Origin of the sequence: Geodermatophilus africanus, from assembly GCF_900107105.1 — a bacterium.
GTDB classification, from domain to species: domain Bacteria; phylum Actinomycetota; class Actinomycetes; order Mycobacteriales; family Geodermatophilaceae; genus Geodermatophilus; species Geodermatophilus africanus.
This window is the reverse complement of the sequence record NZ_FNOT01000014.1, coordinates 103,470-126,722: the sequence shown is the minus strand read 5'-3', so window position 1 is coordinate 126,722 and position 23,253 is coordinate 103,470. Positions and strand designations below refer to the sequence as shown.

Sequence of the window (23,253 nt, the reverse complement as noted above, 5' to 3'; positions counted from 1 at the left end):
GGGGGCGAGAAGGGAGCGGGTGCTCAGCCGAACCAGCGCTGCTTGGACAGCCCGGCTTCGTACTCGGCGCGGAGGCGCTGCACGGTCTCGTCCTCGGACACCTCGGACGGGGCGACGTCCCACCACGCACCGGCACCGGGCAGGTCGATGTGTGGGATCACCGGCACGACGATGACGACCGGGCCCTGGTGGCCGCGGGTGTCGTCCAGCGCTGCCCGGACCTCGTCGACGGTCCTCGCGCGGATGCCGCGGGCGCCGAGCCCCTGCGCGACCTGCACGAGGTCGAGCTCGAGGTAGTCGCCGTCGAGGCGGGGCTGCTGCCCGTCGCTCTTCTCCCCCGCGAGGTCGAGGGTGCCGGTGCGGTAGCGGAACTCGTTGCCGAACTCGCGGCCGTGGCGGCCCATCTGCAAGCGGTGGATCACCTGGTAGCCGCGGTTCTCCGGGATGACCACCGTCACGGCGATGCTCTCCTGGGCCGCGGTGACCAGCTCGGTGGGCGACAGCAGGAACGTGCCGTCACCGATGAAGACCACGACCCGCGAGTCCGGGTCGGCGGCGGACAGGCGGACGCCCATCCCGGCCGGGATCTCGTAGCCCATGCAGGAGAACCCGAACTCGAGGTGGCAGAACCGGCCCTCGGTCGCGTCCCACACCTTCTGCAGGTCTCCGGGCGGGCCGCCGGCGGCGGCGACGATGGTGTCGCCGGCTCGGGCGTGCTCCTGCAGGAGCCCGATGAGCTGGCCTTGGGTGAGCAGCGCTCCGGTGTCGGGGACGGTGTCGGGGAAGTCGGCGGGGATCGTGGAGCGGTCGAACGGGGTGTCCGGGTCCAGCGCGGCTGCGCGTACCGGCTGCCAGCCCTCGACCGCGGAGCGCACCCGGTCCTGCCACTCGGCGGGGCTGGTGTACCCGGCGCTCTGCACTGCGCCGGCCAGCGCGGCGAGGGCGCGCTTGGCGTCGCCGACGATGCCGGTGGCACCGAGCCGCTGGGCGTCGTAGCCGTTGACGTTGATCGCCGCGAACGTGACGTCCGGGTTCTCGAACAGCGACTGCGACGCCGTCGGGAAGTCGGTGAGCCGGGACCCGACGGTCAGCACGAGGTCGGCCTCGCGGACGAGGTCGTTGTTCGCCGGGGTGCCTTCCAGGCCGATGCCGCCCAGCTGCCACCACGCCTTCTGCTGGACCGCGCCCTTACCGGCCATCGTCTCCAGCACCGGGATCCCGGCCGAGCCGGCGAGGTCCTCCAGCTCCGCGGTGGCGTCGGAGTAGATCACGCCGCCACCGGCGATGATGATCGGCTTCTGCGCCCGGGCCAGCAGCCCGGCGACGGCCTCGACCTCGTCGGGGTCGGCGATGGGGCGGCGGATCGCCCAGTCCCGCTCGGCGAAGAACTCGCTCGGGAAGTCGAACGCGTGCGACTGGATGTCCTGGGGCAGCGACAACACCACCGCGCCGGTGTCCACCGGGTCGGTCAGCACCCGCATCGCCGCCGGCAGCGCCGTCAACAACTGCTCGGGCCGGTTGATCCGGTCGAAGAACCGCGACACCGGCCGGAACGCATCGTTGACCGTCGCGTCGGCCTCGACCGGGTGCTGCAGCTGCTGGAGCACCGGCCCCTGCCGTCGGGTGGCGTACGTGTCACCGGGCAGCAGCAGCACCGGCAGCCGGTTCACCGTGGCCAGCCCGGCGCCAGTGACCAGGTTCAGCGCGCCAGGGCCGATGGAGGCGGTGACGGCGAGGGTCGCGTGCCGCTTCATCGCCTTGGCGTAACCGACGCCCAGGTGCACCAGCGACTGCTCGTTACGGCCCTGCACGAACGGCATCAGGTCACTCAGCTGGTCCAGCGCCTGGCCCATCCCCGCGACGTTGCCGTGGCCGAAGATGCCGAGAGTGGCCGGGATGAGCCGGCGGCGCTGCCCGTCGGCGACGGAGTACTGCTTGGACAGGTACGTGACCACGGCCTGGGCGACGGTCAGTCGGACCGTCTTGCCCGAACGGCTGTTACTCATGGCAGCTCTTTCTTCTCGAGTCCGTGCAGGGGGTCACCAGGGCCGGCCGTGCAGGACGACCGTCTTCTCCTCGGTCATCTCGGCGACCGCCCAGCGCGGCCCTTCCTTGCCGATTCCGCTCCCCTTCAGGCCGCCGTAGGGCATGAGGTCGGCACGCCACAGGGGCGTCCAGTTGATGTGGACGTTCCCGGCGTCGATCTCCCGGATGGCCCGAACGGCGCCCGCGACGTCGGCGGTGAAGATCCCCGCGGCGAGGCCGAAGGCGGTGCCGTTCGCCTGGGCGATCGCCGACTCCCAGTCCTCGGCCTTGCTCACCGCGACCGCCGGACCGAACAGCTCGTCCTGGCTGAACGGGGACGACGGGTCGACGTCGGCGACCACCGTCGGGGCGACCACGGCGCCGTCGCGCTCCCCGCCGGTCAGGACGCGCGCCCCGGCCTTCGCCGCTGCGGTGATCGACTCCTGGATCCGCTCGGCCTCCGCTGTGGAGATGACCGCACCCATGGTGGTGTCCGCCGACGACGGGTCGCCGGTCCTGATGGCCTCCACCTTCGGGACCAGGGCGTCCAGGAAGTCATCGTTGATCGCCGGGTGCGCGATCACACGCTGCACAGAGATGCAGACCTGGCCCGCGTTGGCGAAGCCACCCACGGCCACCGCGCTCGACGCCAGCTCCAGATCGGCGTCCGGCATGATCACGACCGGGCAGGACGCTCCGAGCTCCAGCGACAGCTTCTTGACCCCGGCCCGGGCTGCGATGCGCTCGCCGATGCCGGTCGAGCCGGTGAACGAGACCTTCCGCACCCGCGGGTCCGCCACGAGGGTGTCACCGAGTGCGCCGCCCGGGCCGGTGAGGACCGACAGCACGCCCTCGGGCAACCCGGCGTCGACGAAGCACGCCGCCAGCGCCAGCGCGGTCAGCGGGGTGTTGCGGGCGGGCTTGAGGACGACCGCGTTCCCGGCCGCCAGCGCCGGCCCGATCTTGTGCAGGACCAGCAGCGACGGATAGTTGAACGGGGTGATCGCGACGACGATGCCGACCGGCTGGCGGACCGTGAAACCGATTTTGTCGAAGCCCGTGCCCTTGTTCGCGTCCAGCGGCAGGGTGTCGCCGTAGAGTTGCGTGCCCTCGAACGCCGAGAGCCGGATCAGATCGCCGGAGCGGCCGGCCTCGACGGTCGCCTCGGTGATCGTCTTGCCGTTCTCGGCACTGATCGTCGCCGCGATCTGCGCGGTGCGCTCGTCGGCCAGCTCCGCGGCCCGCAGCAGGATGCGCATCCGCTCGTGGGCCGGGGTGCGCCGCCAAGTCGCCGCACCGCGCTCGGCCGCCTGGAGAGCCAGCTCGACGTCGTCGAGTCCCGCCACGGGGACCTCACCCACGACGCTCCCGTCGTACGGCGAGCGGACCTCCTCGATCTCACTGGTCCGGGCGGCCGTCCACCGCCCGCCGATCAGCAACTGCGTGCTCGTCAACGCTCTCTCCTTCGTTGGTCTCGTCGGGCCGGCGCCCGGCTCCCACTGGCGACAATCGGGTCGTTCCACACCGTGCGCGGGGCGTTCCACGACACTTCGGGACAGATCTTCGACAGTCACAATGCGCGGCTGGACGGTCCAGAAAGGGACACCTGACCGGCCCACGCGACCACGCCGACCCGCAACCGGTTCCGCAGGTCGGCGACGAGGACCCCGGCGGTATCCGACCGGACGTCGGACAGCGAGCGGGCCGCCAGCTGCATGCGGTAGCCGAGCTCGTCACCAGCCCGCTGGACGCGCTCGGCGACGTCCCGGATGGCGGACCGCCGGCCGTTCGACCCCCTGCGTACCGGCATGTGCCCTCCTTCGGCTCCGACGTCCGCATGTCTTGGACCGGTCCAACTATGACCCGGGTCACCCTGCTGGTCAACCCCCTCCTGTTCTGCGAGTACACGCATCTCGGTCAGGCGTCGGGCGGGCGTCTTCACTCGGGCGACGCCGCTCATCGACACGGGACGCCCAGACAGCGGGGTGGATCCGTGGCCGCCCTGTCACCTGGACCTCCTCGCGATCGACGAGTCGTTGGACATGTCCAAGTTGCTGGACGTAGTGTGCTGGCCAACGAGTGGAGGCGGGCGATGAGAGTGGGCCACGGATGAGTGCGACCAACGCGAGACCGCGTGACGTCTGAGCCCGTTGCGGGTCGTCCGCCGACCATCCGCACCGTGGCGGCCCGGGCCGGGGTGTCCAAGTCCCTGGTGTCGCTGGTGTTGAAGAATTCGCCGAACGTGTCCGAGTCGAAGCGGCAGGCCGTGCTGAAAGCCGTCGCCGAGCTGGGCTACCGGCCCGACCCCGTGGCACGCAGCCTCGCCGAGCGGCGCACCCGAACCGTCGGGGTCGTCATCGACGATCTGTCCAACCCCTGGTATGTGGCGCTGCTCGACGGGCTGCGCCCGGTCCTGCACCGCCACGGCCTCCGCCCGCTGCTCGCCGACGGACACACCGAGCCCGACGCCGTCCAGGCACTGTCGGATCTGCGGGTGGACGGACTCGTGCTGGTGGGAACGCCGTCGCCCTCCGCCGCCGAACAGGTCAAGGCACTCGGCGATCAGATCCCGACAGTCGTCGCGGGCACCCGGGAGCCGCGCTTGTCCGCCGTCGATGTGGTCGCCAACGACGACTACCGTGGCGCTCAGCTGGCGACGAGCCACCTGCTCGAGCTGGGGCACCGCCGCATCGCCCACATCGTGGGAGAGGGCGAGGTGGGTCGTCTGCGTCGTGTCGGCTATGAAGCGGTGATGGCCGATGCCGGGCTCGAGCCCCGATGCGTCACCGGAGACTGGACTGAGGCCACCGGACATCGGGTCGCGACCGGCCTCCTGCGATCCTCGGACCGGGCGACCGCGATCGTCGCGGCGAACGACCTCTCCGCGATCGGCGTGCTGGCTGCCGCGGACGACCTGGGCCTCCGTGTCCCGGAGGACCTCTCGGTCGTGGGCTACGACGACACCTGGTTCGCGCGACTGCAACGGCTGTCGCTGACCACGATCGACAGCCACATCACCGAGGTGGGGGAGGTGGCCGGCCGCACGCTCACCGCCCGGATCGACGGCGAGCGCGGCACCGCGGGCACCCGCCTGCTCTTCCCCGCACTGGTCGAGCGGTCCTCGACGGGCCCCGCACCCGCCGACTGATCATCCGAGCACTGGTTCGCGCACCTCGTCGATGCGGACGGGACGGTGCTCGGCCAGCGACAACGTGGCGGCCTCGGCCACCCACCCCGTCTCCAGCGCGTCCTCGATCGTGCACGGTGAGGGTCGGGAACCGGCGACCACCTCGGTGAACGCTGATAGCTCGGCCCGGAAGGCGTCGGCGAAGCGGTCCATGAAGAACACGTAGGGCCTCCCGCCGGGGAAGGTCACGCCGGCCTGCGCCGAGCGCAGCGGGAGCTTGTCATCCAAGCCGGCCGCGATGCTGTCGACCGAGCCGTGCAACTCCATCCGCACGTCGTGGCCGCGCGCGTTGTAGCGACTGTTGGACACCACGGCGCGCGCGCCGTCGTCGAGGGTGAGCACGGTCGCGGCGAACGCCACGTCGCCGGACCGGGCGAACACTGGGTCCCCGCGATCGGACCCCGTCGCGTAGACCTCGAGGACTTCTCGACCCGTGACCCAGCGGATCGCGTCGAAGTCGTGCACGCTGCAGTCGCGGAAGATGCCGCCGGACACAGCAAGGTACGCAGGTGGTGGCGGTGCGGGGTCCAGGGTCGTGGAGCGCACGGTGTGCAGCCACCCGAGCTCGCCGCTCGCGACCGCCGCCCGGGCCGCTGCGAAGCCCGGGTCGAAGCGGCGTGGATAGCCGATGTGGACGGGCACACCCGACCCGGCGACCCGGCGGGCGACTGCGACGCCCTCGGCCATGGTTCGCGCAACCGGTTTCTCGCAGAACACCGGCACCCCGGCTTCGGCCGCGGCGACGATGAGCTCGGGGTGGGCGTCGGTGGCCGCAGCGATCACGACGCCATCCACGCCCGAGGCCAGGAGCTTCTCAGGTGTCTCAACGGCCTCGACGCCGAGCTGCTTCACGACGGGATCGATGGCCGCCGGGACGGCGTCGGTCACGACGAGGGAGGTCACCGACGACAACGCGGACAGCGTCTCGGCGTGGAAGGCGCCGATCCGGCCGAGCCCGATCAACCCGATTCTCATGGCAACTCCAGTGTTGATGAGGACAGAACGATCATTCCCGGCCGCCGACTACGGCTTATTCGTGTCGATGTTGGCGACCAGGGTGTGGTCCGGCGCTGCGCATCCCGCGCCGCGGCCGCTCGTGCGTTGCCCTCGCCGCTGGAACGACGCCGGCGGATCGACCAGGCGCTGTTCACGGTGGTCATGGCGGGCTGTCCGCACGGCCTCCGCTCCCGCCATGACAGACCCCCAGGAGGCGGCCGAGCCGGCCCTGATTGCGTCACGGCCTCTGCGGACGACCAAGACAGGGAGGACTACATCCACGCTCAAGGGGACCTCACCTTCGGCGGGCGCGGTCGTCACCAGCTACGCCGGGCCCTCGCTGCGGCGAACATCTGCAGGGCCGCCCTTCCGGGCGCGGGCGAGCTGTGACGTCGCGGCAGTGGCGAGCAGGGTCGAATCAGAGCCGATGGCCACGAAGGTCCATCCCTCGTCCAGTTTGGCTGCGGCGGCCGCACCGTCGTTCACGAGCAGGCCGCAGGCCTTGCCGGCTTTGCGACTGGCGAGACGAACCTGCTCGAGGGCGTCGAGGAACACCGGAGCCTGCACCTGGCCCGGCACGCCGAGATCGTGGCTGAGGTCGCGGGGGCCTACGAACAGCACGTCGACCCCATCGATGGCCGCGATCTCCTCCGCCGCTGCGACGGCTCGCACGGACTCGATCTGGACGACGCAGAGGACCTCGTCGTTCCCCCTGTCCAGAGCGCCGGGATCGAGCCCGAACCTGCAGGCCCGGTTGTACGTTGCCACGCCACGGTCGCCGCGCGGCGGGTAGTACAGGTGCTTGATCGCAGCATGCACCTGCACCGGCGTGTCGAGCCGCGGGAGCATCACACCGGCTGCGCCGGCATCGAGCACTCGACCGATGCGGATGCGCGCCTCGGACTCGACACGTACGAGGGTCGGGACGCCGTAGGCGGCAGCCGCCGGCACGGTTGCCCCCACCTGCTCCTCCCCACCCAGACCGTGCTCCAGGTCGACCAGCAACCAGTCGAACCCGGCCGCGGCACACACTTCAGCGGTGACCGGGGAGGCCGTGCCGACGAAGGTGCCCAACGTCGCCTGACCGGCTGCCAACCGGTCACGCAACTGCCCTCCGTTGAGCGGTCCGGGCTGCCGGGCGATGTCGCTCATCGGCAGTTCCCGTTGACGAACCGTAATCCCATCATTGAGCTCTTCTCTTCGTCAGCTCATCCGCCGGGGGGCGATTTGGACCGGTCCAATTTCGCACAGGCCCGGTCGCCAGTCAATGACTTGCCATCACCGAGCGGGCCGAGCAGCGCAACCGGTGGACGACGGCGCCCGCCTCCGCGGGCTCACCGGGCACCGGGGGACGTGTGACGGCGGGCCGCACCGTGCCCGCCGTCGGTCCGGTGACCCTCCCGGGTTCCGATACCACGGGCCAGCGACCACCGCTCCGGCAGGGGAGACTCCGGTGACGGGACAGACCGCTGAGCCACCGCGGACGCCGGCCGATGCACGGGACGAGCGCTCGGCCGGGCCCGGAACAGCGGCGACGGGGCGGGGAGTGGGCGGGATGGACGTGCAGTCGACGGACGCGCACCGGGGGGCGGCGGCCACCGGGCCCGAGGGGCTGTCCGAGGCCGAGGTCGCGTCCCGGCGCCGGCGCGGCGAGGCGAACGTCGCCGTCAGCCGGTCCTCGCGCAGCTACGCGCAGATCCTGCGCACCAACGTCTTCTCCTTCTTCAACCTGGTCCTCTTCGGCATCGGCGTCGCGCTGCTCGCGCTGGGGCGCGTCAACGACGCGGTCGTGAGCGTCGGCCTGGGCCTGGTCAACGCCGCGATCAGCGCGGTCCAGGAGATCCGGGCCAAACGCAAGCTCGACCGTCTGCAGCTGCTCAGCCGGGGCACGGTCACCGTGGTCCGGGACGGCCGAGACGTGGAGATCCTCCCCGAGGAGGTCGTCCGCGGCGACGTCATGCACGTACGCCCCGGCGACCAGGTCGTCGTCGACGGGCCGGTGCTGGACGGCGGACGCGTCGAGGCCGACGAGTCCCTGCTCACCGGGGAGTCCGATCCGCAGGTGAAGAAGCCCGGCGAGGACCTGCTGTCGGGCAGCTTCTGCGTCGGCGGCGAGGGGTACCAGCTGGCCCGGGACGTCGGCGCGGCCAGCTACTCCAGCCGGCTCACCGCCGACGCCCGGCGGGTGTCCACCGACACCACCCCGCTGCAACGCCGCATCGCCTTCGTCGTCCGGCTGGTCATCTGCCTGGTGGTGCTGATGAGCGGCGCCATCCTGCTGCAGGCGGCCCTGGAAGGGTTCTCCCTGGTCCGGGTGGTGCAGACCACCGCGGTGCTGTCCGGGCTGGTTCCCTACGGGTTGTTCTTCCTGGTCGCGGTCGCCTACACCGCCGGCGCGGCGAGGAGCGCCGGGCGCGGTGCCCTGGTGCAGCAGGTGAACGCCGTGGAGTCGATGAGCAACGTCGACGTCGTCTGCACCGACAAGACCGGCACGTTGACGACAGGCCGGCTGGGCCTCGCCGAGGTCGTGCCGGTCGGGTCGCTGGCGCCCGGGGACGTGGAATCGGTGGTCGGTTCGCTGGCCCGCAGCGCGGCCACGCCGAACCTCACGACCACCGCGCTGGCCGCCGCGCTGCCCGGCGAGCCGTGGCCGGTGCGGGAGGAGATCCCGTTCTCCTCGTCGCTGCGGTGGAGTGCGGTGCGCACCGACGACGGCCTGTTCGTCCTCGGCGCACCCGACGTCCTGGCACCGCACCTGACCGGTGCGCCGCTCACCGGGGTCGTGGGCGAGCGGACGGCGCAGGGGCTGCGGGTCCTCGTCGCCGCCCGAGCGGTCGACCCGCTGGCCCCGCTGCGCGACGACGGCGGGCGGCCGCGGCTGCCCGCCCTGGAGCCGCTGGCCGTGCTCGCCCTCGCCGACGAGCTGCGGCCGCAGGTCCGCGAGACGCTGGCCCGGTTCACCGAAGACGGCGTCGCGGTGAAGGTCATCTCCGGCGACGACCCCCGCACGGTCGCCGCGCTGGCCCGGCAGGCCGGCCTGGACGGCGCGGACGCGCTCAGCGGAGCCGACCTGGACGCGCTCTCCGACCCGGAACTGGACGCCGTCGTGGCCCGCACCGCGGTGTTCGGCCGCATCGCCCCCGAGCAGAAGGAGCGCCTCGTCGCCGCGCTGCGCCGGCAGGGCCGCTACGTCGCCATGCTCGGCGACGGCGTCAACGACGCCAGAGCGCTCAAGGCCGCGCAGGTCGGCGTGGCCATGCGCAGCGGCAGCGCCGTCACCCGCGACGTCGCCGACATCGTGCTGACCGAGGACTCCCTGGCCGCTCTCGTGCCGGCCCGCCACGAGGGCCGCCGCATCATCAGCGGCATCGCGACGTCCATGCAGGTCTTCCTCGCCCGCGTCGCCACCCAGGGCCTGGTCATCCTCACGGTCACCCTGCTCGGCCTGGGCTTCCCCTACTCGCCCGCGCAGGTGGGGCTGACCCTGCTGACGGTGGGCGTACCGACGCTGTTCCTCACCGCCTGGGCTCGTCCGCAGCCTCCCGACCCGCACCTGCTGGCCGACCTCGGCCGGTTCGTGGTCCCGGCCGCCCTGGTCACCGCGGCGGGCGGCGTGGCCGTGTACGCCACGCTCTACACCGACCTCATCGACGCGCTCGCTGGCCCTGACTTCCCCGCGTTCGCCATCACCGAGTTCGAGCAGTACACCGGCCTGTCCTCCGATGACGTCGGGTTCGCCGAGGCCGCAGCGACCCTCGGGGCGCAGACCGGCCTGTCGACGTTCGTCTCCTACGCCGCCTTCGTGCTCATCCTGTTCCTCAAGCCGCCCTCCCGGCTCTTCGCGTCGTGGACCCGGCCGGACGGCGACAAGCGGCCGGCCGTGCTGGCCGCGGTGCTCGTGGTCGCGTTCAGCGCAGGCCTGTACGTGCCCTGGTTCACCGACTACTTCGGTGTCACCGACGCGGCCGAGCCGGTGTTCCTCGTCGTGCTGCCCACACTGGTCGTCTGGTTCCTGCTGCTCAGCGGCGCCTACCGGTTTCGGCTGCTCGACCGAGCACTCGGACTCGAACTACTCGCGGAGCCCGGCTCGACCCAGCGCGGAACGCCACGGCCGGGTATTCGGTGAGAGTGTGGGTGAGCTGGCCGCACGGATCGGCGCAGACCCTGCCCAGCGTCGCTCCAGGGACACCGGAGGGCCCACGGCGTCCGGCGGCCGGCCCGGCAGGTGCCGCGGAATTCCTCGACCTCTCACGGCTCCGCCCCCGCCGATCCACGCCCGCGACGACGGCCCCGCGCGAGGGCCCGACCGCCCGCTGCGCCGGCGACTGGTTGCGCCCGGAGACGACCAGAGGCGGACTCACAGTCAGCGAGCCGGCCGTGCGACGACCTCGTCCCGCGTGGATCCTGCCGGGCGCGACGGAACCTGACGGTCGGCCATCCAGCAGCAGGTCGCCACGACGGCGCTCCCGGCCACCAGCACCCAGGGGTGGGCGATGAGGGCCCCCTCCACGCCGGCCAGCGGGTTGGCCAGCACGCCGAGGCGGTCCAGCGCCCAGCCGGTGGCGGCGGCCAGCGCGACCGCCGCGCCGGTCAGCCGCACGGCCGGGTACCACCGGGTGCGCGAGGCGAGGTAGAGCGAGGGGAACATCAGCGCCACGGTGAGCAGCTGCGCCGACTCGACGCCGACGTTGAACGCCAGCAGTGACGGCACCGACGCCGCGCCGTCGAGGCCGAGGTCGGTGAGGATGCCGGCGAAGGCCAGCCCGTGGACGAGCCCGAACCCGCCGGCGATGAGCACCTCACCCCCACGCACCAGCGGCCGCATCGCGTGCACCGCCGCCACCCCCACCGAGGCCGCGATCAGCACCTCGACCGGCGTCCCGGGCACCGACACCCACCCCAGCGCCGAGGCGATCAGCGTCAGCGAGTGCCCGACGGTGAACGCCGTGACCACGGCGAGCACGCGGCGCAGCGTCGGGGCCAGACCCTCGCGCCGCTGCCACCGGCCGGCGACGGCGACCAGCGGCGCCACCAGCAGCAGGGTCAGCAGGAACAGCAGGTGGTCGGCGCCCTCGAGGACGTGGTGCAGGCCGTAGCCGACCATGTCGGCGATCCCGGTGGAGGCGGCCTCCCCGATCCGCAGGCTGTCGTCGGTGGCGGTGAGGACTCCGGCGGTGGAGATGTCCCCGGCGGCGTCCGTGAGAACGACGACCGCCTCGTGTGTGGGGTCGGCCTCGATGACGCCGTCGTAGACGAGGGTGAACGACGACGGGTCGGCGCCGCCGGGGTCGAGGGTCACCTCGACGCTGACCGAGTCGATGCCCTCCACCGACTCTCCGGTGACGGCGGTGTAGGTCTCGGTCCAGGCCGCGCCGTCGGCGCCGGTGACGGTCAGGTGCTCGTCGACGTAGGCGGTGACGGCCTCGGCGTAGGAGTCCACGTCGGTGGCCGCCGTCCAGGCGGTGCCCAGCGCCTCGTCGAGCGTCTGCAGCGCGACGGTCACGGTGGTGTCCACCGCGTCCTCACCCACGCGCACCGACAGTGTGCTGCTGTCGAGGCTGTGTGCGCTCGCGATGGCGGGCGGGAGCAGGACGAGGCCGCCGGTCAGCGCCCCGGTGAGAGCGGCGCCGGCGGCGAGCATGCGTCGGTGGGGGGAGGAGGCCATGGGTCCCGACCGTGCCGGTCGTCCCTGGGAGTTCCCCGGACGCCGGCTGGGAGGATGTCACGGAGTGCAGCCGAGTGGTGTCACAGCGTCTTCACAGCGGACCTTCAGGGCGGCCGGAGGGCTGCGACCCATCGTGGTGCCCGACCGACTCACCCCGATCTCACGAGATGAGCCCACCGTGAAGCTCCGCACGACCCTCGCCGCCCTCCTCCTCACCACCGTCGTCCCCGTCGCAGCCGCCTGCGGCACCACCTCCGAGACCGCCTCCACGACCAGCAGCAGCACGAGCATCTCGGCGTCCGCCGACGGCAGCACCACCGAGACGTCCACCGACGCCGGCCCGAGGGGCGGCGGGCAGGGTGGCCCCCGAGGGATCGACGTCTCCTCCGTGACCACCGAGGACCAGCTCGTCGAGCTGATCCAGGAGGCCTACGGCGATGCCGGCCTCGGCCTGCACCGCGGCCACCAGCCGGTCGAGGACGTCCTGGACGAGGTCCTCACCATCAGCCACGACGAGCTGCACGTGCGCATGGACGCCGGGCAGAACCTCGCCGCCGTCGCCGAGGACCTCGGCATCGACCCGCAAACGCTGATCGACGCGCTCGTCGCGAAGTACAGCCCGGCCATCGACACCCTGCTGGCCGACGGCACCATCACCCAGGACGAGGCCGACCAGTATCTGGCGGCGCTGGAGGAGGCCTTCACCTTCCGTGCCAGCTGGGACGGCGAGGAGGCCACGCCGACCTTCAGCGGCCTCGACGCCTGACCTGGCCTCGACCTGCCCGCGGCTTGCCGCCGGCGTGAGATGGGCGCCAGACAACATCCTGAGGGGCCCATCTCACGTCCCGCGGGCGTCCTGTGGCCATCGCGGTCGCGCTGCACCCACAGCACCAGCTGCGCCCGCCGTCGGGCCCGAACCGGGATCCCGCCGGACGTCGGGGGCGCAGGCGCCGTCCAATCGGAGTGCGGCACACGGCGCTCACATGGTCGGCTCCGCTCCTTCGCCGTCCTGCATGGCGGCTCCGGCCAGACCGGATTCGCCGCGAGGGTGAGTGGGCGCCCTCACTTCCGGCATCAGCACCCAAGACGGCGCTGGACGCAACTCGGGGAACAGCGGAGTCGCTTCGTCGTCGGGCGCCGCGCGCCTTTCGATGGTCATCCGACTAGAGAAGGCACAAGATCGAGTGCCACACAGACCCGTGAAGCGGCGCCACTCCGGGCCCAGGCCGCCAGGTGCGCCGCGGAGGGGAAGCGGGACATGTCCCCACCGGTCTCGGCGATGATCACCTGCGCGACCTTCTCCCCACCCCAGGGACCGTCTGCAGCAGCTCCAGCTGGCGCGCCCACGGGACGAAGGCTGTCGCGATGACGGCGTTCAGGTCTGCATAAGCTGCCGACCGGCACCGCTTCAGAGGTCGAGGCTGCCAGAACTCCTGGAGTTGACGTGTCAGTCCTCCTCGTACTCCAGGACGTAGTCAACCCCGTTGCCCAGGAACTCGCGGTTGAAGTTGAACCTGACGTCACTCGAACCGCCAGTTTGGTCGAGAACTGTGAAGTGGCCGTTCACCTCTGCGTTGCGAATCTTCTGCTTCTCCTCAATGGTTTCCCAGTTGTCTCGATCATTTTTACATTCGACCTTGAACGCCAGCTTCCCGCCATCGCTTGCCGACAGCGTGTATTGATAATCCCCAGCTGTCATATCGCGCACCACGTTGTCTCCGTAGTCGGCGTTGTGCAGATCTCCCGAGATGGTTGGCATGTCATCCTCTTTGGACGAGGCGCGATGCGCCGTTGGTCATGGTTGACGGGGTAAGAGCGCCGACAACGACGGACAAATACGGCTGATGCGGACATCCCGGCGGTCTCTCTGTCAGCGGCACGAGCACATCAGGCACCGACTGCATCGTCTCCACGGCAGCATCGACGCACCACGCCCACCACCCTCATGGGATCGCACCAGCGAGGCGCGGTGTTGCGCCGGTGGGAGCCGCCGGCCAGGCAGCAGCGCGCATCAGTCGGGCCACCCGCTTGCGCCCGCATGCCAGCCCGAGCGCAAGGGGCGAAGTTCGACGTGCGCCGGGGCGGGAGCCTGCGTGCACCGCGGTGATCGTGGCGAACAGCTGCTCGTCCGCGACGGCCCGGGTACCGGGCGCCCCAATTCGCCACTCACCGGGAGCCCGACCGAGACGGCTGCAGCACCATGCAGGCCACCGCGCGTTGATGCCCGGCAGCGGCGAGCCTCTGAACCAGTAATCGACCAACGGACACCTGACGCGGGGCGGGTCCTGGTTCCACCGGACGGCCCCGACGGGCGGTGGGCATCGTTGACGACGAGCGGTTGGAGGGACGTCGACCCGGCCAGAAGGAGAGCATCGGGCGCGGTCGGCGCCCACGGCGACACGGTGGTCGAGGTGTCCGCCGCCTCGAGGACTGTCATCTCGTCGGCCACCCACCGGCCCGTCAGCGCTCCGGACGCAGCCCGGTGCCGATAAGCAGGTCAGGCGCTGCTCGACCGGGGCCTCGACGTCGATTCTGGTGCTCTGCTCCACCGGCCATGCTGCTCCTGGTCGCTACTGGAGTCAGACCAAGATCATATGCCACACACGTCTTGCACTCCGGGTGCGCGAGGCGCCCAGCGAGGCAGCTGGTTGGCCGCCGACAGGTCATTCCGCCACGACGGCGCGTTCAGCCTCACCACCGCGACGCCGTCGTCCACCTCGGGCAGCACCTCACCGGAGCCGGCGGCCACGGAGCTCCGCGGTCGGACGGTTCGAGGGGAGGCATGAGACCGCCACTGCTAGATCAGGCCGACGTCGCGGCGTGGCCGTCCTCGTGCCGCAGGCGGTGCCGGGCCTCGGCGTCCCGCAGTGACTCGTACGCCACCAGCGCGACCATCACGCCGGTGAGCAGGCCCAGCATCGCCAGCGCCGGCAGCGCACTGCCCGCCCACGCGAGGGGCAGCAACAGCAGCGCCACCACCAGCCGCACCCGCTCGACCGCGGCCCCGGCGCTCGCCGCGAAGGCGACCGAGGCCAGCAGGTACAGCCCGACCCCGCCGACCAGCGCGATCAAGGCGACGCCCTTCAGCGGATCGGCCAACCCGTGTGCCTCGGTGTCCCCCACGTACTCGAGGACCTTCTTCAGCCCGAGCGCGAGCAGCACCACCCCGGCGACCAGCGGCAGGTGCACGAAGGTGTATGCGTCCCGGCCGAACCGGGCGCGGTCGTCGTCGGGTGTGGCCGCGAATGCCCGCTCGGCGCGCAGCGCGGTCATGTCGAAGTAGGCCCACCACAGGGCGCCGGACAGGGTCAGGCCGAGCACCGAGGCCACCACGATGGGCCAGGAGATGGGCAGCAGGGCCACGCCCACGCCGATGGCCACGATCGACTCGCCCAGCGCGATGATCACGATCAGGCCGTGCCGTTCGGCGAAGTGCCGGGCCGACCGGATCCGCCATCCGCGCGCTCCACCCAGCCACGTCCCGCCGTAGTCGGCGGCCAGCGCGGCGGCCCACAGCCAGGTCTGCGCCGCGCCGTCGGTGCCGGCCGCGACCAGCAGCAGCGCGGTGCCGGCCAGCACGGCCGGGGTGAAGCGCAGCAGCTGCCCGCGCAGCCCCGAATCGTCGCCGGACAGCAGGTAGAACAGCCCCAGATGGAGCATGCGGAAGACCAGGTAGCACACCGCGACGACGACCGGCCCGTCCAACCCGCCGGGCAGGTCGTCGAACGCCTCCGGGATGCACAGCGCCAGCACGAACATGGCGGCCATCGCGGCGAACATGCCGATCCGCGCGACGCCCTCGTCGGCCTCGACCAGGTTGCCCAGCCACGCGTAGCCGGTCCAGCTCCACCACAGCAGCGCGATCACCAGCAGGCCCTGCACTAGGCCGGTCGCCGTGAGGTGGTCGGCCATGAACGCGGTCACCTGGGTCAGCGCGAAGACGAACACCAGGTCGAGGAACAACTCGAGGGTGGTGACCGCGCGGTCCTCGCGCTTCGGCTCCGCCCGCACTCGGCCGAGGTGCGGCCGCGGCGATGAGGACCGCTCGGCGTGCTGGCTCATCGGACGGCTCCCGTCTCCGGCCCCGTGCGAGCGCAGATCCTCGTCGGCTTCGGCCGCGTGTGTCGAGGGCGCCGCCCCTGCGCCCGACCGTCGGGGGAGCCCTGACTGCTCCACTGGAGAATCGCGGTATCTGATCTGGAGATTGGCTTCCTACGGTCCGCGGCCGTGATGACGCTGCACAAGCTGACCGCCGGGCGGACGCGTGTTGTGGAGCGACTTCTGCCCCCACTGGTTGATCTTGGTGGCGTTCGCTCGCCGTGTGCGTCGCGTGGGTGATGCCGTGCGGGGCTGAGCTGTAGGCAGTCGAGGAGGGCGCCGAGGCCGGCGACGGGTGCCGACCGTGGTCGGCAATGAACTGGCCGAGTTCAGCGCGGACTGTAGGGCTGCCGTGGGGTGAGGAACTGCCAGGTCAGATCGAGTAGTTCGGCGGTGATCGCGTCGTGGCTGGACCCGAAGTCGGCCTCGACGGGCGGCGACTGGTCGGGTGGGCCGGTGGGCATCGGTCAGCTCGGCGCAGCGCGCTGGGCGCGGGCGAGCCGGGACGACCGGCTGCAGCGTCATGGGTTCCTCGTTACCCCATAGCGCGGCCGATGAGTTTGTGGCTCCCGGCCGGTCCAAGCTCGTAACGCCTTAGGAAAGGACACCACCATGTCAGAGCTTCTCGTTGACTTCATCACCTCCCTCGACGGCTACGCATCGGGAGAGGGCTGGCCCGGGTTTTGGGGCCTCGAGGGCCCGGAGTACCTCGCTTGGCTCGGCGAGCAGCCCCAGGTCACCTACCTGATGGGAGCAAACACCTACCGCCTGATGTCGAGCTTCGCCGCGGGCGAGGTCCCGAATGGCCAAGACGAGTTCAGGGCCGAGGAAGAGGCGTCCGTCGACGAGCTCACGCAAGCGTCTAAAGTGGTGTTCTCCTCCTCGCTCGAGGAGCCACTGGCGTGGGCCAACTCCACGCTCGTCCGCGACGACGCCGTCGAAGCGGTCCGCGCCATGAAGGAGAATGGCTCAGGGCTCCTCAGCACGATCGGCAGCCTCAGCCTGTGCCGGTCCCTGCTAAAAGCCGGACTCGTCGACCGTTTCCGGGTCGGTTTGTTCCCCGTGATCACCGGGGCCACGGGCCAAGAACGCATCTACGACGGCTATCCGGACGTCGCCCTCGAGATGATTGAGCACCGGACTTTCGACGGCCGCATCCAGCTGGTCGAGTACAAGCCACGCGTGCTCGAGCACCCGCCGCTCGGTGCCCCTGCGTGACGTCGCCCCGTCCGCCGGTGTCGAACGCCACCACCGCCCGCCGCCTCTTCGAACTGGTCGAGCCCATTGCCGTCGTCACGCATCTGGCGATCGAGACCTTGGACGACCCGGTTGGCAGGTCCAGATCGACCTGGCCGGCATGCGATGCCGACCTATCCGTAGCCGCGAGCGACGTGCCCCGAAGCGAGCACGCTTGGGTCAGCTTGCAGTCCGGTGTCGGTCGCTTCGCCACGGCGTGCGGCCCGCCAAACCTCGGAGAGGTCCGGCACCTGTTCCGGCTCCTCGTCGACGGCCCTCCTCGCCTGCCCGAGTAGACCTGCTCCATGTCACTAAGCGGCCCACTCTGGGCGATCAGGGGGAGGCAGTCCTGGCGCGCCGGGCCGTACTCCCCTTCCGGGCGGGATCGGCGACGCCTAGCGTCGGCCCATGAATCGGAAGCCACTGCGGTGCCGGTTCGGGTTTCACTCCTACGTCCAGCGACACCCGGACGGCGAGCGGCCCTCGGGTCCGGACGACAAGATCTGCCGGCGGTGCGGGAAGCGCACGGGCGCCCCGTTCGGGACCGCGCCGTGGGTCTTTCCCGGGTGACGTTCTCGGCGGTGGTGGTGGAGGCGTCAGTGGCTTCCCGCTCGACAACAAGCCGCCCCTGACCTTCCGGTCCGGGGCGGTTCGCAATTCTGCGAAGGGTTCCTGGCAATCTGCGAAGACCTCCAGTGACGCCCCTTGGCGGGGGCGGTGCAAGCGGCCGGGACGTGGCCCTGAAGCCGCCCTCAGGGACAGGTCGGAGACCGCAGCCGCCGTCACGCACGGGGATCGGTGATCGGGACGGGTCGCACCTGAGGTCAGGGGCAGCTCAGGCAGGCCCAGAGGGCGTGGGCGGTCAGGAAGCGCTGAACCTCCTGGACGTTCTCTGCTGGAAGACCATGACGGCGGTTGTCGCGACCACCCTGATCAGGACCCTCGCGAAGAGCACGAGGGCGGCCGGCCCACGACGGAGGGCGCATGGGACACGCTGCGATCGTCGTCGGGGCCGGTATCGCGGGTCTGGCCTCGGCCATCTCGCTCGCACGGACCGGGTGGCAGGTCACGGTCCTGGAGCGGTCGCCGCAGCTCGGTGAGGTCGGGGCAGGCCTCGCCATGACCCCCAACGCCGTGGCCGCGTTCCGCGGGCTCGGCTTCGGGGACGACGACGTCGCCGCGCTCGGGTACCCGACCCGGGCAGGCGGCATCTGGGACCTGAAGGGCCGACCGATCCTCGCCCTCCCGGACACCCCCGTCATGCGGCGGTCGGTGGGGCTCATCGGAGTACACCGCCGCCGTCTGCACGCCGCGCTGCACCAACGGGCCCTGGCCTGCGGCGTCGGGATCGTCACCGGCACCCCCGTGGCCACCGTGGATCCGGGCGAGCCGGAGGGGGCACCCGCCGTCGTCGAGGGACGGGAGGCGGACCTCGTCGTCGGCGCCGACGGCATGCGCAGTGCCATGCGCGCGGTGCTGTTCCCGGCGAGCCGCCCGGTTTACAGCGGGTACTCGAGCTGGCGCGGCATCGCGCCCGGGGCCCCCGGGTACACGGCGCTGCAGCAGTACTGGGGCCCGCACGCGGAGTTCGGCATCGTGCGCGTCGCCGAGGACGAGACGTACTGGTACGGGTATGTCGCCCTGCCCGAGCGCACGGTGATCGCCGACGAACTCGGTGCGGCCAGGGAACGGTTCGCGGGCTGGGCGAGCCCGGTGCAGCAGGTGATGGCCGCGACGCCGCCCGAGGTGGTCCTGCGGCACGACGTCCACCATCTGCCCGGTGGGCTGCCGCGCTACACGACCGGCCGGGTCGTCATGGTCGGCGACGCCGCCCACGGCACCCTCCCGACGATGGGACAAGGAGCCGCGACAGCGCTCGAGGACGGCCTCTGCGTGGGCCTCCTCGTCGGCGCCCCCGTCGCGACAGGCGGACGGCTGGCCCCCGTTCTGGACGGTTTCGACGCCGCCCGCAGGCCCCGATGCCGCGCCCTGGCCCGGGCCTCGGTTGCATCGGGCCACTTCGGATCCCACCTCGGCGGCGGCTGGCGCCAGACCCTGCGGAACAGCGTCATGCGCCTGACACCGGCCAGCGCCATCACGCGCGGGTCCCATGCCGCGATGGGCTGGACCCCACCCGAGCCCGCATCACCGGTCCTGGGAACGCCGGCCCGCCGGACCAACGTCTCGCAGGAGGAACCCCACACGGAAACACCCGCGCCGTTCGGCAAGGCCAGCCACCAGTGTCCCGCAGGGGATCCCCTTGCGTGACGGCGACCGGGTCCCCCGGCCAGTCGCCGATGCGTCGGTAGCCCTTCCTCGATCGACACAGGTCCGGCCGGGGGGCGGGCGGCCGAATTAGCGCAGTACGCGAGTGAGGAGAGCGACGACGCGGGCTGCCAGGGCGCCGGTGGGATCGAGGTCTGCCCGGAAGTCGGCGACGCTGACGCCGAGCAGGTTCGGCGAGCGGGTGAGCGGCGTGAGCGTGTGCGCGAGCTCCTCCCAGTCCGGCCCGCCGGACTGCGGATAGGTCACTGCGGGGAGGGCGTCAGGGTCGAGGACGTCCAGGTCGAGGTGCAGCCAGGCACCCTGCCCGACCGGGTCCAACTGCTCCAGCCATCGGGCAGCGCGCTCACCGGCGGCGGCGGGGTCGGTCATCAGGGTCGAGGCATCGATCCGGCGTAGTTCGGGTGGCAGGCGGGCTAGCTCGGCGGCGGAGGCGTCGTCGAGGTTCTCGGCACGGTGCCCGAGCAGCACCACGCGCTCGACCGGCACCATCGGGGTCATCGGTGCCGGGCCGGCGAGCTCGACCAGCGGCGCGGCTCCGGAGCCAGTGAGCACAGCGAGCTCCATGTCCGCGGTCTCTCCGGTCTCTGATGCGGCGCCGTCGAGGAAGTCCGGGTGGCCGTCGAGGAACCACAGGCTCACCAGGCCGCGGGCGCGCAGAGCAGGGACGATGCCGAGCAGGATGCTGCAGTCCCCGCCCACCACCAGGGGCCGCTGCCCCGGCAGGTTGACCAGCGCCGCGGCTAGTCGGTCGGTCAGCGTCCGCGCCGCGCGCACGGTGTCGAGCAGGGCCAGCACCCCGGTGTCCGCGTCGCGGTGCGTGCTGGTGATGGTGGTGGCGGCGTCCCCGAGGTCCCTGCCGACCTGGGCGGACAACCCCGCGGCACGCAGCGCGTCCGGCGCGGCCTGCTCCCCACGACCCGAACCGGAGCAGTCCCAGGGCGCTCCGAGGACGAACCAGCCCGTGGCACCCACGTGGTCATGGTCGGGTCGTCGACGTCGTCTGACAACGCCCGCAGGAGGATCCCCATTCGGACAGCAAATTCACTGCGTCGATCTGCGCGCCGGACTCATGATCGCCGACCTGCCGCCCGACCTCTAGGCCGGGCTCGTCGACGACGGCATTGCCACCTGCGCTGAACGCCTCGAGGTAACCGACGTCACGCTCGTCGCGACCGAACCGACCGGACCTGGGGATCCGGAAGTACGAAGCTCGAGGGGGCGGTGTCGGCCATCGTCGCCTGGCTGACCCGTGGCGACGCCTCGGGCCTCTCCGGACAGGTGCCCTCATTCGCCGCCTGGCTCTGAGCCTGCAGCGTGGTCAGTCCGGCACTCTCGCGGCCTGGCGCATCGTCTCGTCGATGTCCGCACCGCCCTGCTCGACGATCTCCATGTACAGCCGTCCCCAGGTGATCAGGCCGTCGTCCCGAAGGCCGAAGATGACGACCCCCCGCTCGTTGAAGTCCGACCCGTCGGCGTGATGGCCGAGGAACTCCCACTCCGAGCAGGACGTCGTCCCATCGTCCAGATGGGCGCGCACGTCGACCCTGAGGTCCGGGACTCCGGCGAACAGGGTGCTCCAGTTCTTGCGCACCTGATCCTTGCCGCCGAAGCCCCGGTTGGGATGCGCGGGTTGTTCGCTGCGGTACCCGGGCGCGATCAACTCGACCATAGCGTCCACGTCGTGGGCGTTCACGGCGTCGCGCAGGCGAGCGATCGTCTCGTGCATGCCGGCCCCTCGTCGGATATGGCGCCAGCCAGGCACGGCCCTCGCATCGTGTCAAGGCAGGCGCGCGTGACGGCGTGGTCAGCCGACTTGGCTGAACCAGTCGATGCCCTTCAACCGGGCCAGTCCCGCATCGAGCCGCTCCGTCAGGCCGGACAGGGATCGTGAAGAGGAGGATCCGTGGCACGACGACGATGGAAGGATCTGAGCGGCCGGCAGCAGACCGCCATCCTGACCCTGGCGTCGGTTCAGCTGTCGCTCGCCGCGACCGCCTGGGCGGACCTGGCGACGCGGCCGGCGGCCGCGGTGAACGGCAGCAAGAGCCGCTGGGCTCTGCTCATCGCGATCAACTTCTTCGATCCGGTGGCGTACTTCCGCTGGGGAAGGCGCCTCTCCTGAGCTGAGCACGACACATACGGCAGCATCGATCCCATGCTCGTCACCGGTACGGCTCACTGCATCGGCGGCCGTCCGGGAATCCGGTGAACCTTCGGTCACGTGCACCCGGCGGTGGTTGTCCGCTGGGCGCGGGGTCACGAGGCGCAGTCGCTCAGAGGTAGGCCTCCCGCACCGAGGTCGACAGGCAGCCCGTCGATCGGGCCGGCGCACTGCGGCCTTAACGTGCGAGCCATGCCCATCAGACTCGACAACGTCGGCATCGCCGTCCGCGACCTCGAAGCCGCGATCGGCTTCTTCACCGACCTCGGCCTGACGGTGCTCGGACGCGCACGGATCAGCGGCGAGTGGGCGGACACCGCCGTCGGCCTGGATGGCAACACCGCCGACATCGCCGTGCTCCAGACGCCCGACGGGCACGGTCGCATCGAGATGTTCCAGTACGTGCACCCGGAGGCGATCGAGGCCGAGCCAATCCAGCCGAACACCATCGGGATGCACCGCGTCGCCTTCACCGTCGACGACATCAACGCCGCCCTCCAGATCGCCGCCAGGCACGGCTGCAACCCGCTGCGTGGCGTCGCCACCTACGAGGACGTCTACAAGCTCACCTACCTGCGCGGCCCGAGCGACATCCTCGTGATGTTCGCCGAGGAGCTGCAGAAGGACTGACCACGGGACCCCGACCATTTGCGCATAGGTAATCGATGAGTTACCAATAGGGCGTGGATCCGTTCACGGCCCTGGCCGACCCGGTGCGCCGCGCGCTGCTGCGCGCGCTCGTGGCCGGCCCGGCCAGGGTCGTCGACCTCGCCGCCGCGCACCCCATCAGCCGGCCGGCCATCAGCAAGCACCTCCGGCTGCTCACCGAGGCCGGGCTGGCCTCGGTGGAGGACCGCGGCCGCGAGCGGCACTACGCGCTCGACCGCTCCGGCCTGGCGCCGGTGTCCGCCCTGCTCGAGGAGCTGCGCCCGGCGCCGCCCTTCGCCGAGGCGGCGCTCGACGGGCTCGACCTCGAGGTGCGCCGCACGGTCCGCGAGCGATCGACGTCCCGTCCCGACCACCAGCAGGAGGACACTGCATGAGCACCACCACGCCCCTCGGCCGCCGCACCACCCGCGACGGCGGCCAGCACGTCGTCTTCACCCGTACCTTCAACGCTCCGGTCGGCGACGTCTGGGCGGCCTGCACCGAGCCGCACCGGATGGAACGGTGGATCGGGACCTGGACCGGCGACCCGGCGTCCGGCGAGATTGCGTTCCGCATGACGGCCGAGGGCGACGACGTGCCCGAGGAGGTCTACCTGGTGGAGGCGTGCGAGCCGCCCCACCGGTTTGTGGTGCGCAGCCGCGACGCGGCGCCCTTCTCCGAGGACGGGGTCGGGTCCGCGCGTCACCTGGCAGCACACCCTCGAGCTCACCGAGGCGGGCGGGGTCACGACGCTGACCTTCACGCAGGTCGTGCCCGACGGCCCCGTGGGCGCCGACGTGGCCGCCAGCGTCGGACCGGGCTGGGATTACTACCTCGACCGTCTCGTCACCGCGTTCGAGGGCGCCGACCCGTGCCAGGTCGCCTTCCCGCACTACCTCGAGCGCTCGGACCACTACCGCGGTCTCTTCTCCTGAGCCGGGTGGGTGCTGC

At 71.4% G+C, this 23,253-nt stretch carries 22 protein-coding genes and 1 pseudogene; 11 read left to right on the top strand and 12 right to left on the bottom strand.

Annotated elements, in window-relative coordinates; all coding sequences use genetic code 11:
- Nucleotides 1-23: 23 nt before the first annotated feature.
- The 3 genes from iolD to BLW63_RS20750 form a co-directional block, all read right to left on the bottom strand.
- Nucleotides 24-2,006, bottom strand: coding sequence for a 3D-(3,5/4)-trihydroxycyclohexane-1,2-dione acylhydrolase (decyclizing) (gene iolD, locus BLW63_RS20760; protein WP_091160583.1), 1,983 nt, complete (start codon nt 2,004-2,006; stop codon nt 24-26).
- A gap of 33 nt (nt 2,007-2,039) precedes the next feature.
- A complete protein-coding gene (locus BLW63_RS20755) occupies nt 2,040-3,479 on the bottom strand; it encodes an aldehyde dehydrogenase family protein (RefSeq protein WP_091160581.1) in 1,440 nt (479 codons plus the stop codon).
- Nucleotides 3,480-3,595: 116 nt separating this feature from the next.
- Nucleotides 3,596-3,835 carry a helix-turn-helix domain-containing protein gene (locus BLW63_RS20750; protein ID WP_091160578.1) on the bottom strand — a complete coding sequence of 80 codons (240 nt, stop codon included), beginning with the start codon at nt 3,833-3,835 and terminating at the stop codon, nt 3,596-3,598.
- A 369-nt stretch (nt 3,836-4,204) separates the two neighbouring features.
- Between BLW63_RS20750 and BLW63_RS20745 the strand changes: the two genes are divergently transcribed.
- On the top strand, nt 4,205-5,173 hold the full coding sequence (locus BLW63_RS20745; RefSeq protein WP_211517211.1) for a LacI family DNA-binding transcriptional regulator: 969 nt from the start codon (nt 4,205-4,207) through the stop codon (nt 5,171-5,173).
- Here the strand turns inward: BLW63_RS20745 and BLW63_RS20740 are convergent, their stop codons facing one another.
- The gene (locus tag BLW63_RS20740; protein ID WP_091160574.1) at nt 5,174-6,187 is read right to left on the bottom strand and encodes a Gfo/Idh/MocA family protein; all 1,014 of its coding nucleotides are present in this window, start codon (nt 6,185-6,187) and stop codon (nt 5,174-5,176) included. It lies immediately after the preceding gene.
- A 345-nt stretch (nt 6,188-6,532) separates the two neighbouring features.
- Nucleotides 6,533-7,360 (bottom strand): HpcH/HpaI aldolase family protein, encoded by an 828-nt coding sequence (locus BLW63_RS20735; RefSeq protein ID WP_091160571.1) that lies wholly within the window; start codon nt 7,358-7,360, stop codon nt 6,533-6,535.
- Between the two features lie 403 nt (nt 7,361-7,763).
- Between BLW63_RS20735 and BLW63_RS20730 the strand changes: the two genes are divergently transcribed.
- A complete protein-coding gene (locus BLW63_RS20730; RefSeq protein ID WP_091160569.1) occupies nt 7,764-10,334 on the top strand; it encodes an HAD-IC family P-type ATPase in 2,571 nt (856 codons plus the stop codon).
- A gap of 237 nt (nt 10,335-10,571) precedes the next feature.
- Here BLW63_RS20730 and BLW63_RS20725 read toward each other — a convergent pair whose 3' ends face one another.
- Nucleotides 10,572-11,873 (bottom strand): HupE/UreJ family protein, encoded by a 1,302-nt coding sequence (locus tag BLW63_RS20725; protein WP_091160566.1) that lies wholly within the window; start codon nt 11,871-11,873, stop codon nt 10,572-10,574.
- A gap of 178 nt (nt 11,874-12,051) precedes the next feature.
- Between BLW63_RS20725 and BLW63_RS20720 the strand changes: the two genes are divergently transcribed.
- Nucleotides 12,052-12,639 carry a hypothetical protein gene (locus BLW63_RS20720; RefSeq protein WP_091160563.1) on the top strand — a complete coding sequence of 196 codons (588 nt, stop codon included), beginning with the start codon at nt 12,052-12,054 and terminating at the stop codon, nt 12,637-12,639.
- A 389-nt stretch (nt 12,640-13,028) separates the two neighbouring features.
- Here BLW63_RS20720 and BLW63_RS29200 read toward each other — a convergent pair whose 3' ends face one another.
- The 4 genes from BLW63_RS29200 to BLW63_RS28660 all read right to left on the bottom strand — a co-directional run bounded on the left by BLW63_RS29200 (nt 13,029) and on the right by BLW63_RS28660 (nt 16,435).
- Nucleotides 13,029-13,220 carry a transposase gene (locus BLW63_RS29200; RefSeq protein WP_483099037.1) on the bottom strand — a complete coding sequence of 64 codons (192 nt, stop codon included), beginning with the start codon at nt 13,218-13,220 and terminating at the stop codon, nt 13,029-13,031.
- Nucleotides 13,221-13,320: 100 nt separating this feature from the next.
- Nucleotides 13,321-13,632 (bottom strand): hypothetical protein, encoded by a 312-nt coding sequence (locus BLW63_RS20715; protein ID WP_091160561.1) that lies wholly within the window; start codon nt 13,630-13,632, stop codon nt 13,321-13,323.
- A gap of 1,043 nt (nt 13,633-14,675) precedes the next feature.
- Complete coding sequence (locus BLW63_RS20710; RefSeq protein ID WP_091160558.1) at nt 14,676-15,935, bottom strand: low temperature requirement protein A; 1,260 nt, start codon at nt 15,933-15,935, stop codon at nt 14,676-14,678.
- 365 nt (nt 15,936-16,300) lie between these two features.
- Nucleotides 16,301-16,435 (bottom strand): hypothetical protein, encoded by a 135-nt coding sequence (locus BLW63_RS28660; protein WP_280140553.1) that lies wholly within the window; start codon nt 16,433-16,435, stop codon nt 16,301-16,303.
- A gap of 148 nt (nt 16,436-16,583) precedes the next feature.
- Between BLW63_RS28660 and BLW63_RS20705 the strand changes: the two genes are divergently transcribed.
- The 3 genes from BLW63_RS20705 (at nt 16,584) to BLW63_RS20695 (ending at nt 19,475) form a co-directional block, all read left to right on the top strand.
- Nucleotides 16,584-17,189: a dihydrofolate reductase family protein gene (locus tag BLW63_RS20705; protein ID WP_091160556.1), complete on the top strand. Its 606-nt coding sequence runs from the start codon at nt 16,584-16,586 to the stop codon at nt 17,187-17,189.
- Nucleotides 17,190-17,206: 17 nt separating this feature from the next.
- Entirely contained in the window at nt 17,207-17,503 is a 297-nt protein-coding gene (locus BLW63_RS20700; protein WP_091160554.1) for a hypothetical protein, read from the top strand.
- A 688-nt stretch (nt 17,504-18,191) separates the two neighbouring features.
- The gene (locus tag BLW63_RS20695) at nt 18,192-19,475 is read left to right on the top strand and encodes an FAD-dependent oxidoreductase (RefSeq protein ID WP_091160552.1); all 1,284 of its coding nucleotides are present in this window, start codon (nt 18,192-18,194) and stop codon (nt 19,473-19,475) included.
- A gap of 87 nt (nt 19,476-19,562) precedes the next feature.
- Here BLW63_RS20695 and BLW63_RS20690 read toward each other — a convergent pair whose 3' ends face one another.
- Together BLW63_RS20690 and BLW63_RS20685 are read right to left on the bottom strand one after the other, a co-directional pair.
- Nucleotides 19,563-20,465: an arginase family protein gene (locus BLW63_RS20690; RefSeq protein WP_091160549.1), complete on the bottom strand. Its 903-nt coding sequence runs from the start codon at nt 20,463-20,465 to the stop codon at nt 19,563-19,565.
- Between the two features lie 346 nt (nt 20,466-20,811).
- Nucleotides 20,812-21,219: a nuclear transport factor 2 family protein gene (locus BLW63_RS20685; RefSeq protein ID WP_091160547.1), complete on the bottom strand. Its 408-nt coding sequence runs from the start codon at nt 21,217-21,219 to the stop codon at nt 20,812-20,814.
- Between the two features lie 177 nt (nt 21,220-21,396).
- Here BLW63_RS20685 and BLW63_RS20680 point away from each other — a divergent pair, with 177 nt between their 5' ends.
- From BLW63_RS20680 to BLW63_RS28155, 5 genes and pseudogenes are all read left to right on the top strand, one after another.
- Nucleotides 21,397-21,615: a hypothetical protein gene (locus tag BLW63_RS20680; protein WP_091160545.1), complete on the top strand. Its 219-nt coding sequence runs from the start codon at nt 21,397-21,399 to the stop codon at nt 21,613-21,615.
- 231 nt (nt 21,616-21,846) lie between these two features.
- Nucleotides 21,847-22,284 carry a VOC family protein gene (locus BLW63_RS20675; protein WP_170856890.1) on the top strand — a complete coding sequence of 146 codons (438 nt, stop codon included), beginning with the start codon at nt 21,847-21,849 and terminating at the stop codon, nt 22,282-22,284.
- A 53-nt stretch (nt 22,285-22,337) separates the two neighbouring features.
- Nucleotides 22,338-22,697, top strand: coding sequence for an ArsR/SmtB family transcription factor (locus BLW63_RS20670; protein WP_091160540.1), 360 nt, complete (start codon nt 22,338-22,340; stop codon nt 22,695-22,697).
- Nucleotides 22,694-22,957: pseudogene (locus BLW63_RS29040) on the top strand (SRPBCC domain-containing protein); the annotation flags it as partial. The gene BLW63_RS20670 and the pseudogene BLW63_RS29040, both read left to right, overlap by 4 nt.
- A 115-nt stretch (nt 22,958-23,072) precedes the next feature.
- On the top strand, nt 23,073-23,237 hold the full coding sequence (locus BLW63_RS28155; protein WP_244522701.1) for an SRPBCC family protein: 165 nt from the start codon (nt 23,073-23,075) through the stop codon (nt 23,235-23,237).
- Nucleotides 23,238-23,253 lie beyond the last annotated feature (16 nt).